This is a genomic window from Sphingomonas sp. CFBP 13720, from assembly GCF_014842075.1.
In the GTDB taxonomy this organism is placed as follows: Bacteria; Pseudomonadota; Alphaproteobacteria; order Sphingomonadales; family Sphingomonadaceae; genus Sphingomonas.
In genome coordinates this window covers 159,467-176,604 of the sequence record NZ_JACYVA010000005.1, presented here as the reverse complement: position 1 = coordinate 176,604, position 17,138 = coordinate 159,467, and the positions used below count along the sequence as shown (strand labels likewise).

General features: G+C 66.6%; 9 protein-coding genes. 6 read left to right on the top strand and 3 right to left on the bottom strand.

What is annotated here, in order from left to right; translation table 11 throughout:
• Nucleotides 1-49: 49 nt before the first annotated feature.
• Complete coding sequence (locus IFT55_RS12175; protein ID WP_192092380.1) at nt 50-2,833, bottom strand: TonB-dependent receptor; 2,784 nt, start codon at nt 2,831-2,833, stop codon at nt 50-52.
• 552 nt (nt 2,834-3,385) lie between these two features.
• Here IFT55_RS12175 and IFT55_RS12170 point away from each other — a divergent pair.
• From IFT55_RS12170 to IFT55_RS12145, 6 genes are all read left to right on the top strand, one after another.
• Nucleotides 3,386-4,123: a GntR family transcriptional regulator gene (locus IFT55_RS12170; RefSeq protein ID WP_192092379.1), complete on the top strand. Its 738-nt coding sequence runs from the start codon at nt 3,386-3,388 to the stop codon at nt 4,121-4,123.
• A 31-nt stretch (nt 4,124-4,154) separates the two neighbouring features.
• Nucleotides 4,155-5,216 (top strand): SIS domain-containing protein, encoded by a 1,062-nt coding sequence (locus IFT55_RS12165; RefSeq protein ID WP_192092378.1) that lies wholly within the window; start codon nt 4,155-4,157, stop codon nt 5,214-5,216.
• Nucleotides 5,213-6,340, top strand: coding sequence for an N-acetylglucosamine-6-phosphate deacetylase (gene nagA / locus IFT55_RS12160; RefSeq protein ID WP_192092377.1), 1,128 nt, complete (start codon nt 5,213-5,215; stop codon nt 6,338-6,340). The genes IFT55_RS12165 and nagA overlap by 4 nt, the downstream gene beginning before the upstream one ends.
• Before the next feature lie 81 nt (nt 6,341-6,421).
• Nucleotides 6,422-8,920 (top strand): phosphoenolpyruvate--protein phosphotransferase, encoded by a 2,499-nt coding sequence (gene ptsP, locus IFT55_RS12155; protein ID WP_192092376.1) that lies wholly within the window; start codon nt 6,422-6,424, stop codon nt 8,918-8,920.
• Nucleotides 8,917-10,590 carry an N-acetylglucosamine-specific PTS transporter subunit IIBC gene (gene nagE / locus IFT55_RS12150; RefSeq protein WP_192092375.1) on the top strand — a complete coding sequence of 558 codons (1,674 nt, stop codon included), beginning with the start codon at nt 8,917-8,919 and terminating at the stop codon, nt 10,588-10,590. Before ptsP ends, nagE begins: the two co-directional genes overlap by 4 nt.
• Before the next feature lie 385 nt (nt 10,591-10,975).
• Nucleotides 10,976-14,014, top strand: a complete 3,039-nt coding sequence (locus tag IFT55_RS12145; protein ID WP_249403792.1) for a TonB-dependent receptor domain-containing protein — start codon at nt 10,976-10,978, stop codon at nt 14,012-14,014.
• 381 nt (nt 14,015-14,395) lie between these two features.
• On the opposite strand, the gene IFT55_RS12140 is transcribed toward IFT55_RS12145, so the two are convergent.
• A complete protein-coding gene (locus IFT55_RS12140) occupies nt 14,396-15,388 on the bottom strand; it encodes a N(4)-(beta-N-acetylglucosaminyl)-L-asparaginase (RefSeq protein ID WP_192092374.1) in 993 nt (330 codons plus the stop codon).
• Nucleotides 15,389-15,971: 583 nt separating this feature from the next.
• A complete protein-coding gene (gene hemW / locus IFT55_RS12135; RefSeq protein WP_192092373.1) occupies nt 15,972-17,120 on the bottom strand; it encodes a radical SAM family heme chaperone HemW in 1,149 nt (382 codons plus the stop codon).
• Nucleotides 17,121-17,138: the final 18 nt, after the last annotated feature.

The window sequence follows — 17,138 nt, the reverse complement described above, 5'->3', positions numbered from 1 at the left end:
GGGCCAGAGGCGGGGGACATGGGGACACGCCCCCCGCCGGGGAGGCCGTTTACATGCGGAACGACGCACTGAGCGAGAAGACGCGACCGTTCTTGTAGATCGACGTCGGCGCATCCGGCGTGCTGCTGTACTGATAATAGGTCTCGTCGAGCAGGTTCGATGCCGACGCCGTGACCGACACGCCTTCGGTCAGTGCATAGGAAACCTGCGCATCGAGCTGGCGATAGCGGTCGGTGAAATCGGCCGATGCCTGACGACCGAAGCGATAGAAATACTTCGACCGGCGGTTGTAGCTGGCACGGACCTGAAGCGGACCGTTCTCGTAATAGGGCGATACCTGGAAGGTATGCCGCGACAGGAACGGCAGGCCGGTGGAGAACGGCGTATCCGCATCGGCAAAGGTGTAGCTGCCCTGCACGCCGAAGCCATAGGCGATCGACGTGTTGCCCGACAGCGAGAAGCCGGTGACCGATGCCTTGCCGCCGTTGACCGGGCGCGAGATCGCATAGATCCCCGTCCGGCCGGTGACGGTGTTGGTGAACTCCACACCTTCCTCGACGGCGTTGCCGACATAGTTGGAAATGTCGCGATAGAAGATTTCAGCCGCAAGGAAGCTGGCCGGTGCGAAATACCATTCGGCCGACAGGCCGAAGTTGGTGGCGGCATAGGGCTTCAGATCGGGGTTGCCGCCGCTACCGCTGCCGTTGACCGTGCCGTCCGGCAGGACGATCGTATCGGTCAGCGATACCGAACCGGCGAGATCGCTGTAGCGCGCCCGTGCGATGACCTTGGCAGCCGCAGCGCGGAGCACGACGTCGTCACCTGCCTTGTAGATCAGGTTCGCGGCCGGCAGGAACCGGGTTTCGTCGCTGTCCACGGTGGTGAAGGCGCTCGAATTTCCGCTCGACAGGTAGAAGCTCGACTTGTCGCTGGTGTTGACCAGTCGACCGCCGATGTTGCCGCGGAACTGACCCAGCTCGAAATTCGCTTGGACGTAACCCGCCGCGATCTTTTCACGGACCCGCCAATATTCGCCGCGCGCCAGCCCGCGATCGTCGGTGAAGTTGCCATATTTGGTAAGCGCGGCGATGATGCCGTCCTTGTCCAGCGTGGCATAGGGCGTGCCGTTACCCGACGTGCCGAGGCCGTTGTACAGGTTGCTGTCCTGAACATAGAAATCGAGATCGGCGAGCGTGAAGTTCTGATTGGTGAACACGGCGTTGCTGTACGACGTGTTGCCGTTCAGGTGCGACGCATAGCGGCCACCGAACAGGATCGTCTTCAACGGACCCCATTCGATATCGCGCTTGACGTTCACTTCGCCAAAAATTTCGCTGTCGGTCGTGAAGCCCGACTGCAACGGAATGCCGCCGATCTGACGACCGAAGAAAGTGCGGCCGTCGGTGGCGGTGATGTTCTCGCCACCGCTGGCGGTGAAGTTGCTGAGCCACTTGGTCGGGTCGCTGGCCGGCGAGTTCCAGTTTACCTGCGTGTTGCGGCCGTTGGCGCCGGCGGTGAAGCCCTGCTGCGTGCGGAAGTCGAGCAGATATTCGGGATCCTTGCCCCCGGTCGCGCGGCTGGCGCCGACGTTGCCGGTGACCATCCATTCGCCCGGCGTCCAGTCGATCAGCATCGACACGGTATCGTTCTTCAGGCGCGTACGACGGTAATAGGTGTCGAGCTGGCCGGTCGATCCGGTGCCCGACGTGATGCCGGAGAAGGTCGCCGAATCGACGATGCCGGGCTGGCCGTTGGTGCCGGGCACGAACGTCGCGGCGGTCATCCGCGACCCTTCGAAGCCATAGGTGTATTCGGAGTTCGACACGTTGTCGTAATTACCGCGGATGATGAGCGCGGTGCCGGTGACGGTCAGGTTGTCGGTCGGCTTGGCCTGCACCGCGCCACTGAAGCTGATCCGCTCACGCTCCTGCTTGAAGAATTCGCGGGCGAGGAACGAGGCATAGCGCGAGGCACTGAACGCGGAGATCGTCGCGGCGTTCGGACGCGAACCGTTGATCGTCGCGCCGCTGGCGACGGTGCCGTTCGGGCCGGCATAGACGATGTTGCCCTGCGCATCGCGCGGATAGCTTTCGAGCAGCGCTTCGCCGGTGCGATACCAGTAGCTTGCGACGCCGGCGCGGCTGAGTTGTTCCTTGTCGTAGCTGATCGATCCGAGAAATCCGATCGTCTCGTCTTCATTCTTCCAGCTGTACAGCGCCGATCCACGGAAGCTGCCGCGCTGGGCGCGGTCGTTATACTCGCCACCGGCGGTCGCGGCGATCGTGTTCGCCTTCAGGTCGAGCGGCTTGCGGGTCACGACGTCGACGGTGCCGCCAATCGCACCTTCCTGAAGCCGGGCTTCGGGCGTCTTGTACAGCACCGCCTGGCTGATGATGGTCGGCGACAGCAACGAATAGTTGAAGCTGCGGCTCGACCGGTCGGACGGGTTGCCGCCCCAGTCGGCCGATGCGACCGAATGGCCGTCGATGGTGACGCGGTTGAGCGCAGGCTCGGTGCCCGCGATGGAGAGTTGTTCGCCTTCGCCGAACTGGCGGTCGACCGTCACGCCGGGCAGGCGCGCCAGCGAATCGGCGATGTTGCTGTCGGGGAACTTGCCCACGTCCTCGGCGCTGATGACGTCGACGATCGAGTTGGCCTCACGCTTCGTCGCGATCGAATCCGCGATCGAACGGCGGATGCCGGTGACGGTGATCGTGTCGTCTTCCGACACGGTTTCGGCCGGTGCGGGTGCCGGGTCGGTCTGCGCGAACGCCGGTGTGGCGACGGCGACCAGCGCGGTGGAAGCGAGATATGCGAAACGTGAAAAGGCCATGACCCGATCCCCTTTGTGTTCGGGCGCGGGATGCGCCCCCCCGATCTGCCGCGACGGCGGCGTACGCTTCAAACACGACTTCGTCCGCTCATTGGTACTCTAAAGGTATCATGACGGATCATTTTGGTCGGATACAGTGTGACCAATAACCGCAACAAAAGCTACATAAAAATGAAAACGCGATCCGCTTGTGAAAAGACCGGACGGACCGAAAGCACGCTCACGTCGGCAGCCAAAGGTATCGTGTAAAATATTATGAATAACATCAATGACCTAGCTGGCCATTGGCAATGGTTTGCATAGCGTGATTGGCGTGGCAGAAAGCTAGATTTTCAGTGTTCATCCCCTAAGAATGCCAAGTGGTTCAGCTAAACAGGTGATTGATTCGAACCATTCCGGGCGTCCGGCCGGATCGAAACCAATCCTGTCACCGGCCGTACCATTGCCCGCAAAACAGGATTGATTGGGACCAAAAACATACCTATGGTCCGAGTTGTGAATATGCCGTCCGTCCCCTACGCTGGCCCAGACAGGGTATCGAGAGGCGAGGGCATGACGTTTTCCGAACGGGTGGGGCGGTTGCGCGACGACGCGCACGCACCGCTATATGTACAGCTGCAGCAACTTGTCCGCGGCGCGATCGAGCGCAAGGTGCTGTTGCAGGACGACGCGATCCCGCCCGAACGTGAACTGGCGGCGGAATATGACGTGTCGCGCATCACGGTGCGCAAGGCGATCGAGGGGCTGGCCAATGAAGGGCTGGTCGTGCGCCGTCGCGGTGCGGGAACCTTCGTCGCGGCACGGGTCGAAAAGAGCTTTTCCAAATTGTCGTCCTTTTCGGAGGATATGGTATCGCGTGGCCGTGTGCCTGGCAGCGAATGGGTATCGCGCATGACCGGGCTGGTGACGCCCGAGGAATCGATGTCGCTGGGTCTGTCGCCGGGAACGCCGGTCTATCGGTTTCAGCGGATGCGCTATGCCGACGACGTGCCGATGGCGGTCGAATATGCGACGATCGCGGGACATTGCCTGCCGGGCGTCGATGCGGTCGGCGATTCGCTGTACGCCGCGCTCGAAAAAGTCGGATGCCGCCCGGTGCGCGCGCTGCAACGGCTGCGCGCGATGGCGTTTCCGGCAGAACAGGCGCGTCGGCTGGGGGTCGAGACCGGGCATGCCGGCCTGTTCATCGAACGTCGCGGTTTTCTGGCCGATGGCGACACGGTCGAGTTCACGCAGTCTTATTATCGGGGCGACGCCTATGACGTCGTTGCCGAACTCAACGCCAGCTGATCCGGCTTCGGGCCGGCGACATAGGGGGTTCATGACGTCCACGGTCCATGCCGAACCGGCACCGGTTGCCGCCGATCGCACGCTGATGCACCGCGAGGCGGCGGAAGGTGCCGACGCGGTCGCGCGGTTCCTCGCCCGCAACGCGGTGGCGCTGGCCGAACTCGGCGCATCGCTTCGGGCGGACCCGCCTGCGCTGGTCGTCACCTGTGCGCGGGGATCGTCGGATCATGCCGCGACCTATGGCAAATATCTGATCGAAACGCTTGCCGGCGTGCCGGTCGCGTCGGCGGCGCCGTCGGTCGCGTCGATCTATGCCACGCGGATGGAGCGGATGAACGCGCTGGTGATCGCGGTATCGCAATCGGGCCGCAGCCCCGACCTGTTGCGCACCGTCGAAAGCTACAAGGCGGCCGGCGCGCGGGTCGTGGTGCTGGTCAATGACGAGCGCGCGCCGCTTGCCGCGCTGGCGGACACCGTCCTGCCGCTGTCTGCGGGTGCGGAGACATCGGTGGCGGCGACCAAGTCGTTCATCGTCTCGCTCGCCGGCCTTGCCGCGATCGCGGCGCACTGGAGCGAGGACGCGGCACTGCTCGATGCGCTCGACGCGCTGCCCGGCGGACTGGCGCAGGCGTTCGAACTGGACTGGACACCCGTCGCCGATACGCTGGTCGATGCACGCAACCTGTTCGTGATCGGGCGCGGATACAGCTTTGGAATCGCACAGGAAGCGGCGCTGAAGATGAAGGAAACCAGCGCGCTGCACGCCGAGGCGTTCAGCAGTGCCGAAGTCCGCCACGGACCGATGGCGATTATCACCGATGGTTTCCCGCTGCTGGGTTTCGCCACATCGGACGAGGCGGGCGACGATGTCCGCGCGGCGGCGGCGGAGTTCGCGTCGAGAGGCGCGGCGGTGCATCTGGCCGATGCGCGGCGGGGACTGGCCAGCGAACCGCCCGCGATCTGCCAGCATCCCGCGATGGAGCCGATCCTGATGATCCAGAGCTTCTATCGCATGATCAACACCGTGTCGTTGCGTCGCGGGCTGAACCCCGATCAGCCGCCGCACCTGCGCAAGGTCACCGAGACGCGATGACCGGTTTCGTCTTTCGCGGCGGCCGCGTTCTTGCCGATGGCGGCGAGCAGGACGGATGCGCCTTCACCGTCGCCGACGGGCGCATCGCCGCATTCCACGCCGACCGCGATGCGCAGGCGATCGACCTCGACGGCGGCTGGCTGGTGCCGGGCTTCGTCGATACGCAGGTCAATGGCGGCGGCGGCGTGTTGTTCAACGACGCGCCGACGCCAGCGACGATCGCGACGATCGGCGCGGCGCATGCGCGATACGGCACTACCGCGTTCCTGCCGACGTTGATCAGCGACCGGCTGGACGTGGTCGCCGCCGCGCTCGACGCGGTCGATGCCGCGATCGAGGCGGGCGTGCCCGGCGTGATCGGTATCCATGTCGAGGGGCCGTTCCTGAGTCCCGATCGCAAGGGCATCCATGATCCCGTGCATTTTCGTGCGCTGGACGACGACGCGCTGGCATTGCTCACCCGCCCGCGTCGGGGCGTGGTGATGGTGACGCTGGCCCCCGAACGCAATCCGGCAGGCGCGATCGAAACGCTGACCGCCGCGGGGGTGATCGTCAGCATCGGCCATAGCGACGCGACCTATGCGCAGGCGCGGGCGGCGATCGATGCCGGTGCGCGCGGCGTGACGCACCTGTACAACGCCATGTCGCCGTTGCGCCATCGCGAGCCGGGCGTGGTCGGCGCGGTGCTGGAAGATCGCACGGTCTATGCCGGGCTGATCGTCGACGGTGCGCATTTGCATCCGGCCGCGATCCGCATCGCGCTGGCGGCACGCCCGATCGATCGCTTCATGCTGGTGACCGATGCGATGCCCAGCGTCGGCGCGGCATCGAAGGATTTCGTGCTGAACGGTCAGCCGATCCGCGTCGAAAACGGCGTGTGCGTGGGTGCCGACGGGACGCTGGCCGGGTGCGATCTCGACATGGCGCAGGCCGTGGCGAATTTGCACGACCTGGGGGTGGCGATGCACGATGCGGTGGCGATGGCATCGGCCAATCCCGCCGCGTTCCTGCGCCTGTCGCACCGGATCGGCACGCTGTCGGTCGGCAATCAGGCCGACTTCGTGTGGCTGGACGCCGCGCTGCGCGTCCGTGGCACATGGATCGGCGGCGTCCGTATCGTTTGAACCGCCGGGCGACCGGGGGACCATCTTCATCGCGTCGCGCGGCCCAGTCGGCAAGGCGGACGCATCATTCCGGGGCAGCCCATGACCGCCATCCTCCTGACCGCACCGCTTCAGGGCTGGGCCACCCCGCTGGACGACGTACCCGATGCCGTCTTCGCCGGGCGGATGCTGGGGGACGGGGTCGCGATCGATCCGGTTGGCGCCTGCCTGCACGCGCCATGCGATGGCGAGGTGCTGACGCTGCATGCCGGCGGCCATGCGATCACCATGCGGGGTGAGGGCGGCGTCGAACTGCTGATGCATATCGGCATCGATACGGTGCAACTGGGCGGCCAAGGCTTTACCGCCCGCGTTGCGGTGGGCGAGCGGGTCGAGCGCGGGCAGGCGCTGATCGACCTCGATCTCGACGCGCTGGTCCGGTCGGCGCCGTCGGTGCTGACGCCGCTGATCGTCACCAATGCCGATCGTTTCCGCATCGCGACGCGTGAAACCGGACGGCTGGTCGCGATCGGCGATCCGCTGCTGACGCTGGAGCCGATCGCGGTCACCAACGATACCGCGCCGCTGCCCGGCGGCGAACGCGTGGTCGCCAGCGTGCGCGTGCCCCTTGCGCACGGGTTGCACGCGCGCCCCGCCGCGCGGATCGGCGAGACGGCGCGCAGCTTCGCCGCCGAAAGCTGGCTGGCGAAGGACGGCCGCGAAGCCGGAACGCGCGGCGCGGTCGGGCTGCTCGGCCTCGGCATCCGGTTCGGCGACACGGTACAGGTCGCCGCCGCCGGACCCGATGCTGCCGATGCCGTGGCGGCGCTGGTCGCGCTGATCGAAGGCGGCATGGGGGAGGGGGTAGCGCATGCGCCCGTCCCCGCCGTTCCCGCCGCATCGGTGACGCAGGTCGAACTGCCCGCCGGACAATTGGCCGGCACGCTGGCCGCCCCCGGCTATGCGATCGGCATCGCCCGACGCTGGCAGGTCGCCGACATCGCGGTGCCGGTCGACGGCGCAGGCGTTACGGTGGAATTCGGTCGGCTCGATCGCGCGCTGGAGACGGTGCGCGCGGCGTTGAACGACGGAACCGGCGCGGCGGCGGCAATCCGCGCGGCGCATGTCGCGTTCCTCGACGATGCAGATCTGACTGCCGCCGCCCGCACCGCGATTGCCGAGGGCCGCGACGCGGGCCATGCATGGCGCCATGCGACGCGGGCGCAGGCGGCGGGGTTGAAAGGGCTGGGCGATGCGCGGCTGGCCGAGCGCGCCGACGATCTGCTCGATCTGGAACGACAGGTGCTGGGCGTGCTGACCGGCACCGCCGCCAGCGTGCCGGTGTTCGCGCCGGGTACGATCCTGATTGCCGACGATCTGTTGCCGTCGCAGGTGATGGCGCTCGACCCCGCCCACGTCGCGGGCCTTGCGGTGGAGCGCGGCGGGCCGACCTCGCACGTCGCGATCCTTGCCGCGACGATGGGATTGCCCGCGCTGGTCGCGATCGGCGACGCGTTGACGGCGGTGGCCGACGGCACGCCGCTGATCCTCGATGCCGATGCGGGAATCCTGCACGTCGCGCCCGATGCGGCGACGTTGGCGAGCGCGCGCGATGTCGCCGCAGCACGCCAAGCCGCGCAGGCAGCGGCGCTGGCCCGTGCCGACGAAGCCTGCGTCACCGCCGACGGCGTGCGGATCGAAGCGTTCGCCAATCTCGGCTCGCTTGCCGATGCCGAAGTCGCGGTAGCGAACGGAGCGGAGGGGTCGGGGCTGTTGCGCACCGAATTCCTGTTCCTCGATCGCGCGACCGCGCCCGATGTCGCCGAACAGGCGGCGCTGTACGGCGCGATCGCCGCGACGCTGGACGGACGACCGCTGATCGTACGGCTGCTGGACGTCGGTGGCGACAAGCCCGCGCCGTATCTGCCGATCGCTGTCGAGGAAAATCCGGCGCTGGGGTTGCGCGGCATCCGCGTCGCGCTGGCCATGCCGGAGTTACTCGAAGCACAGTTGCGCGCCATTCTGTCGGTTCGTCCGGCCGGACAATGCCGGATCATGGTGCCGATGGTCGCCAGCGTGGCGGAAATCGTCGCGGTGCGGGCCGTGGTCGAACGACTGCGCAGTGAAATGGGCATCGCCGAACCGGTGGAAGTCGGCATCATGGTCGAAACCCCGGCGGCGGCGGTGACGGCGGCGACGCTGGCCGCACATGCCGATTTCCTGTCGATCGGGACCAACGACCTGACCCAATATGCGCTGGCGATGGATCGCGGCAATCCGGCGGTCGCCAGCGGCGTCGACGGGCTGCATCCCGCCGTGCTGCAACTGATCGCCCACACCGCAACCGGCGCGGCGCGGCATGGCCGATGGGTCGGGGTGTGCGGCGGGCTGGCGTCGGATCGGCTGGCGATCCCGCTGCTGATCGGTCTGGGCATCACCGAATTGTCCGCCGCGCCGCGGTTCGTTCCCGAACTCAAGGCGCTGGTACGCGGCCTGACCATCAACCGCTGCGCCGCGTTGGCGACGGAGGCGCTGACGCTGTCGTCGCCGACCGAGGTCCGCGCCCTGTCGCGCGATTTCCTGAAAGGACTGGACGCATGAAGTCGCCGATCGAACTGCTCCAGCCGATCGGCCGTGCGCTGATGCTGCCGATCGCGGTGCTGCCCGTTGCCGGGCTGCTGCTGCGGCTGGGTCAGCCCGACCTGCTCGATATCGCGCTGCTGGCGGCGGCGGGCGACGCGTTGTTCAACAATCTGGGGCTGTTGTTCGCGATCGGCGTGGCGACCGGGCTGTCGCGCGACGGCAACGGCGCGGCATGTCTTGCGGGCGTGGTCTGTTATCTGGTCATACGTAACGGCGCACCGGTATTGATCGGCGTGCCGGGCGAGGTGACGGCGGGGTTCACCGAACCGGTGGCGGCGACGCTGTCGGCGGCGTGGAAGGCGAAGGCGTTCGGGCGCATCGACGTGCCGATCGGGATCATCGCAGGCATCGTGGCCGGTGCGTTCTACAACCGCTATTCCACGATCCGCGTGCCCGAATATCTCGCCTTTTTTGGCGGGCGGCGGTTCGTGCCGATCGTCAGCGGTCTGGCGGGCATCGCCATCGCCGCGCTGATCGGCCTCGGCTTCGAAGCCATCACCGGTGCGATCGACAGCGGCAGCCGCGCGCTGATCGCATCGGGCAGCTTCGGCCTGTTCGCATTCGGCCTGCTCAACCGGTTGCTGCTGGTGACCGGGCTGCACCACATCCTCAACAACGTCGCCTATTTCGTCATCGGCGATTATCACGGCGTGACGGGCGATCTGCGCCGCTTCTTCGCGGGCGATCCGTCGGCGGGAATCTTCATGAGCGGGTTCTTCCCGGTCATGATGTTCGGCCTGCCCGCCGCATGCCTTGCCATGTACCGGTCGGCGTTGCCCGAACGGCGCAAGGCGGTGGGCGGCATGTTGCTCAGCCTCGCGCTCACCTCGTTCCTGACCGGCGTGACCGAACCGATCGAATTCTCGTTCATGTTCCTCGCGCCGCTGCTCTACGTCGTCCACGCGGTGTTGAGCGGCCTTGCGGAAGTGGTGATGGACCTGCTGGGCGTCCGGCTTGGCTACACCTTCTCCGCCGGGCTGTTCGACTATGTGCTGAATTACGGAAAAGCGACGCGACCGATCCTGCTGATCCCGGTCGGGCTGGCCTACTTCGCGATATATTACGGGGTGTTCCGCTTCTTCATCGTGCGGTTCGACCTGAAGACGCCAGGCCGCGATGCCTCTGCCCCGTCGATGACCGCACCGGTCGCGGCGGGCGAGCGGGGGCAGGCGTTCCTCGCGGCATTGGGCGGCGCGGGCAACCTGACCAGCATCGGCGCATGCACCACGCGACTGCGCTTGCTGGTGGTCGATCAGGCGCTGGTCGACGAACCCGCGCTGAAGGGTCTTGGCGCGATGGGCGTGCTGCGTCCGTCCGCACTGGGGGTGCAGGTGGTGGTCGGTCCGATCGCCGATCAGGTCGCCGACGAGATCCGTATCGCGGGCGCTGCCGGTGGCGTCGCGACCTCCGCGCCGGTCATCGCGTCGGTCGCGGACGATGCGGTGACACTGTCGCCCGCACTGGTCGCGGCACTGGGCGGCGACGCGGCGATCGTCGAGGCGCGGTCGCTGGCAGGGCGGGTGCGCGTGGTGCTCGACCGCCCGGTCGAAGCCGCTGACCTTGCCACCTTGCCTGGTGTCCGCGCGGTGGCGCGGATCGACGGACGGGTGCTGCATCTGTTGATGTAGGCTCATCGTCCGACCGGCCTTCGTCGGACGAGGGACCGGTTTAATCGCGAAACCGCAGATGACCGCTATTCCGGGGCAACCCGGAATGGTGGTCACCGGCAATGCGTCGCCGCGTCCGATCGATTCGACTGTGACCGGAATGTCACGCCCGCTCGACAATACTTATAACCTTCTGAAAATTGGTCCTGTCCAGATTGACGAAACGTCGCATCGGCGAAAGACTGTCTTACAGGTGAAACACACCACGTAACCAATTGAAGGCGAACGGCGTCGATCAGGCGACGATGCTCCGGCGGCGACAAGGTCGCTTTCGGAACGTCGTTTCTGTGGGCGTAGCCGCTCGCCCTCGCTCGGACCGCGTCAATCCACGGACGAAGGGGGATTCATGAAACCGATCACCATGCTGCTGACCACATCCTGTCTGGCGACCATGCTGGCAGGCGCCGCCCATGCACAGACCGGCGTTCCCGCCGACGCACCGGTGCCCGGCGGCGTCGACCCGACGATCGCTGCCAGCGAAGATCCCGAAGCCGTCGTCGTCACCGGCACGCGCATCCGCCGTCCCAACGTCACGTCGGCCGCGCCGATCCAGTCGGTGACGTCGGAGGAAATCCGTCTCCAGGCCGCCGTCAATATCGAGGACGTGCTGAACCGCCTGCCGCAGATCGCCCCCGATGCGCAGCAGAATTATCAGGATTCGGACGGTCGCCAGCGGATCAAGCTGCGCAGCCTCGGTTTCGAACGCACGCTGACGCTGGTCGACGGGCTGCGGCTGGGCACGCAGAACGGCGTGGATGCCGGCATGATCCCGGTGGCGATGCTCGACCGGATCGACGTGCTGTCGGGCGGCGCGTCGTCGGTCTATGGATCGGATGCGGTTGCGGGCGTGGTCAACTTCATCCTCAAGAAGAACCTGAACGGCATCAACCTCAACGCCAACTACAATTTCTACAACCACCAGAACAAAGACAACCTGCTGACCCCGATCGCGACGCGCGCCGGGTTCCAGTCGCCGCGCGGGCTGACCAACGACGGCGGTCGCGTCGACGTGACGCTGACGGCGGGCAAGTCGCTGTTCGACGACCGCCTGAACGTGTCGGGCTTCGTCAACTATCGCAAGGCCGACCTCGTCCCGTATGACTCGCGCTCGACCTCGGCCTGCTATCTTCAGGAAGCAGGGCAGGACGGTCCGCTCAGCTGCGCCACGTCGACCTACACGCAATATGGCTATCTCAGCCCGCGTGGCGGCAGCAACAACGGCAACGTCTATGCCAACAACCCCGATGGCACGCGCAGCTTCGTGCCGTTCGGCGTCGGGATTCAGGCGAATCCGTATGACGGCTATTCGTACCAGCGCGAAAGCGACCGGATCAACGCGGGCGGCTTCGTCACGCTCAAGCTGTCCGACGCGGTCGAAATCTACGGCAACGGCCTGTGGTTCAAGGACAACAGCTACAACCGCTATCCGTCGCGCGCGCTCAGCTTCACCGCCTATGGCTCGACGCCGTTCAGCGTGAACTGCAACAACCCGCTGATGTCGGCGGGTCAGCAGTCGGCGATCTGCGGCACCGCAGCGGGTACGTCGGCGTCGATCCCGCTGGATGTGCGCTATCGTTTCAACGCGCTGCCCTATTCGCCCGACAAGTACGAGAATACCGGCTTCCGTGGCGTCGCGGGCGTGCGCGGCCAGCTGTCCGAAGCATGGAGCTATGACGTCGCCGGCGTCTATTCGCGCAGCCAGCAGGACGTGACCTATGGTCCGTTCCCCGAATTCGCGAAGATCAACCGGTCGCTGAACGTCGTCAACGTCGGCGGCGTGCCGACCTGTCAGTCGGTCGTCGACGGCACCGACGCAGGCTGCGTTCCGTTCGACGCGTTCACCGCCAACAACAACAGCACCGCGCTGTACAACTACCTGTTCAGCGGCCGCGACGGTACGCAGGGCAACATCACCCAGTTGTTCGACGTCGTCGCCAACCTGTCGGGCGATCTGAGCACCTACGGCATCCAGTCGCCGCTGGCCGAACAGGGCATCGCCTTCGCGGTCGGTGCCGAATATCGCAAGGACCGGTTCCTCGGCACCGCCGATTCGATCTTCCGCGAACAGAATGGCGGCGAAAACTTCCAGCTGCGCCAGAGCGTAAAGGAAGCGAACGTCGAGGTTCAGGTGCCGCTGGTCGAAAAGCAGCGCTGGACCCACCTGTTGCAGGTCAATGGCGGCTATCGCGTGTCGAAGTACGACACCAACCCCGACACGTTCAGCACGTGGAAGGTCGAAGGGCTGTGGGCACCGGTCGAGGACATCACCTTCCGCGGCGCGATCAACAAGGCGCAGCGCGCGCCGACCGTGATCGAAATCCGTCAGGCGACGCAGCGTCAGTATAATCAGGCGACGCAGTCGCAGGACTTCTGCGCCACCACGACGGTGCAGGTGCCCGATCCCGCCGATCCGACCCGGACGATCACCCAGAATGTCGCGCCGCGCGCGCCGATCGAGGTGTGCCGTGCCACCGGCCTTGCGGATTCGCTGTACGGCAGCCCGACGCTCAACTGCCCGAACGACCAGTGTACGGTGTTCACCGGCGGCTTCACCGTCGATCCGGAAACCGCGTACACCAAGACGTTCGGCATCGTCTTCAAGCCGCGCTTCGTGCCCCGGCTCGTCTTTTCGGTCGATCGCTTCCTGATCGATATCGACGATTCGATCGGCTACCAGCCCTATGACTATTGGCAGGAAGGCTGTCTGACGTCGGGCGGCGATGCGTATTTCTGCGACAAGATCGTCCGCGCGCCGACCACCGGCATCCTGTTCAGCGCGCCGGCGACCAACCCGACTTCGGGCTATATCCAGCAGGGTACGACCAACACCTATAAGACGAAGGCGCATGGCTGGGACTTCCAGGGGCAGTACGCGCTGCCGATCGACCGGATCGGTACGTTCGACTGGATCTTCGCCGCGACGCTGACGACGCTGTCGGGCAATCAGGAATCGCCGATCCGCGACGAACGCGACTGCACCGGCCTGTATGCCAATGGTTGCGGCCAGCTGATCCCGAAGTGGACCCACGGGCTGCGCACGACCTACACCACGCCGGACAAGGTCGCGTCGCTATCGCTCAACTGGCGCTATGTCGGTTCGCTGACCAACGCCAAGAATTCGGGCGATCCGGCGGTCGGCGGCACCCCGGCGGACGCACGGCGGACCTTCTATCGCATCGATCCGATCAGCTATTTCGATCTGGCGGCATCGTTCGCGGTCGGCCGCAACTTCTCGCTGCGCTTCGCCGCGAACAACCTGCTCGACAAGGTGCCGCCGATCCTGCCGGGCTCGCGCGACATCTCGCTGACCTACAACAACACCATTCCGGCGCGCTACGACTCGCTGGGACGGCAGCTGGCGATCGGGGCGACGGTCAACTTCTGATCGACCGCAACGGCGTTACGGGCGGCCCGCTTCCCCCACTGGGAGGCGGGCCGTTCCGCGTTCCGGATATGGGAACGCCCCGTTCGTCCCGAATGAGGCCGGCGGGACAGTCGCACCCGCAACCGGCTCCCCGCTCATCCTGAGTGCCATGAAGCCTGTCGAAATGGCGATATCGAAGGACTGTTGCCGGTGCTTCGATATCGCCGCCCGGCTTCGTCCGGTGCCTATCCGGTCTGAACGGACAGGAAGGAAGGTGGCATGCCCGTTTCCACGGCGGATCGGCATTCAGCGAACATTGGCCATCGTTCGTCACCCCGGCGTGTTCCGGGGTCACGGTCATGCATGCGGCAGCGGCGACATCGCGCGGGACGCTGATCCGCTCTAGCGCCGCAGGCTGGCCGACTTCACCACATTGCTGCGCCCGTCGTCGCCCGCCACCGAATAGGTGAAGCCCGGCAGGATCGCGAAGGCACCGACCTGTCCGTGCCGGTCCATCGCCAGAAAGCCGACCTGCACCCCGTCCAGCGCCTTGCCGCGCAGCTTAGCGATATGCTCCACCGCCTCGCGGCAGGCATTGCCCGGCGTCATCCCCGCGCGCAGCGACGACACGACCCGCGCGGCTCCGGCGATGCGCGTCACTTCTTCGCCAAGCCCGGTGGCGGTCGCGGCACCCACCCCGGCCTCGACGAACAATCCGCTGCCGACCTGCGGCGAATCGCCCACGCGACCATGTAGCTTGAACGCCATGCCCGATGTCGTGCACGCCCCGGCCAGCGACCCGTCGGGCGCGCGCGCGATCATGCCGATCGTGTCGTGGTCCAGCGGCCCGCCCAGCGGCGTGCGCCGGTTCTCGCTATTGGCGACCGGCGCATATTTCGACGTTTTCAGCCATGTGCGCCATTCGGCCTCCGCTTCGGGCGTCAGCAGTTTTTCGGCGGTGAACCCCGATGCCAGCGCGAACTGCCGCGCGCCTTCGCCGACCAGAAACGTATGCGGCGTGCGCTCCATCACCGCGCGCGCGACCGAGATCGGGTGTGCGATATCCTCCAGCGCCGCGACCGCGCCCACGCCGCCGCGATCGTCCATCAGCACCGCGTCCAGCGTCACCCGTCCGTCGCGGTCGGGATAGCCGCCCTTGCCGACCGAATGGTTGCTCAGGTCCGCTTCGGGAATCTTCGCCCCGGCCTCCAGCGCGTCGATCAAACTGCCACCGGCGGCAAAGCGCGCCACCGCCGCATCGTTGGCGGGCACGCCGAAGTCCCATGTCGATGCGATCTGCAACCGGCGGGGCCGGGCGGGCTGAGCGGGCAGTGCTGCGGTCCCGCTGGCGGCGGCGATACCGACCAGAGCGGCACGGCGGGTGATGTTCGACATGGACGACCTTTTTCGCTGATGAAACATCGTTGTGCGGGGTCGGGATTGGGTGGGCAAGTGCGGTACGGGACGAAGTGCCGAAAACATATCGGACGCGCCAGCGACGTCGATTTTGGCGTCACCCGGCAATTTCGCGCCCGCCCGGCAACATTGGCGTCACCCGCCTCCCACTTACGTCACCCCAGCGAAAGCTGGGGTCTCCCGAGGTGAAGCCCCGCCCGGCCCCCGGGAGGCCCCAGCCTGCGCTGGGGTGACGGGAGGGGGAGGGCAGATCGCGAGCCGGCGTGTACGACCGCTACACCGCCACTTCGCGCAACACTGCGTCGAGGTCGGCATCCCCGTCAGCGCTGGTCGCCGTCGTCCCACACACGGGTCGGGCAGGGGCGGGCAAGCAAAACGGTCGGCACGGACCATCCTACGTCACCCCAGCGCAGGCTGGGGTCTCTCGAGGTGAAGTCCCCCCCGGCCCCCGGGGCAGACCCCAGCCTGCGCTGGGGTGACGAAAGGGGGGAAGGGGGCTCGGGTGACGGACGAGAAAGCCGGATGCCGGGCGCCGGGCGGGGCGGCCGGCAGGCGTCCGACTCTACACCGCCACTTCGCGCAACACCGCGTCGAGCACCGGCATGCCCGCCGCCGTCAGCGCCAGCCGGTCGCCGTCGTGTCGCACCAGCCCCGCCGCCGCCAGCGCCGCCACCCGGTCGGTCCGCACCACCTCGCCGATCGTCCGCTCGCCCAGCCGGGCGATGCGGGCAAGGTCGATACCCTCCGCCATGCGCAGCCCCATCACCAGCGCCTCGGTCACGCGTTCCTGCGGGGTCAGCGCATTCTCGCGTTCGATGCCGTGACCGTTGCGCGCCACCGCCGCGATCCAGTTTTCGGGCTTCTTGCGTCGCGCCGTCGCATGTCCGCCACGTCGGCCATGCGCGCCCGGCCCGATCCCCGCATAGTCGCGATACCGCCAATAGGTCAGGTTGTGGCGGCTCTCCGCTCCCGGCCGCGCATGGTTCGACACTTCGTACAGCGGCAGTCCGGCGGTGGCGGTCATCGCCTGCGTCGTTTCGAACAGGTCGGCAGCCAGATCGGTATCGGGCAGCGTCAACGCGCCCTTCGCCGCGAGCGTGGCGAAGCGCGTGCCCGGTTCGATCGTCAACTGATACAGCGACAGATGCTCGGTCCCGAACGCCAGCGCGCGCGCCAGTTCGGATTCCCATGCCGCCAGCGACTGGCCCGGCCGCGCATAGATCAGGTCGAAACTGGCGCGCGCGAAATGGCGCTGTGCGACGTCCAGCGCCGCCAGCGCCTCGTCCACGCCGTGCGCCCGGCCCAGAAACGCCAGCGCATCGTCGTGCAGCGCCTGGATTCCCAACGACACGCGATTGACCCCGGCGGCGGCGATATCGGCGAAGCGCGCGGCCTCGACCGACGACGGATTGGCCTCCAGCGTGATCTCGATATCGTCGGTCGGCGGCCAGTAACGGCAGGCGGCGTCGATGATCGCCGCGACGGTCGCGGGCGGCATCAGCGACGGTGTGCCACCCCCGAAAAAGATCGACGCCAGCCGCCGTCCGGGCAACAACGCCGCCTCGTGCGCCAGATCGGTGAGCAGGGCGTGCGCCCATGCGGCCTGATCCACCTGTTCGCGGACATGGCTGTTGAAGTCGCAATAGGGACATTTCGACACGCAGAACGGCCAGTGGACATAGAGCGCGAGCGGAGGTTGGTGGCCGGACATTGCCGACCCATATGGGCG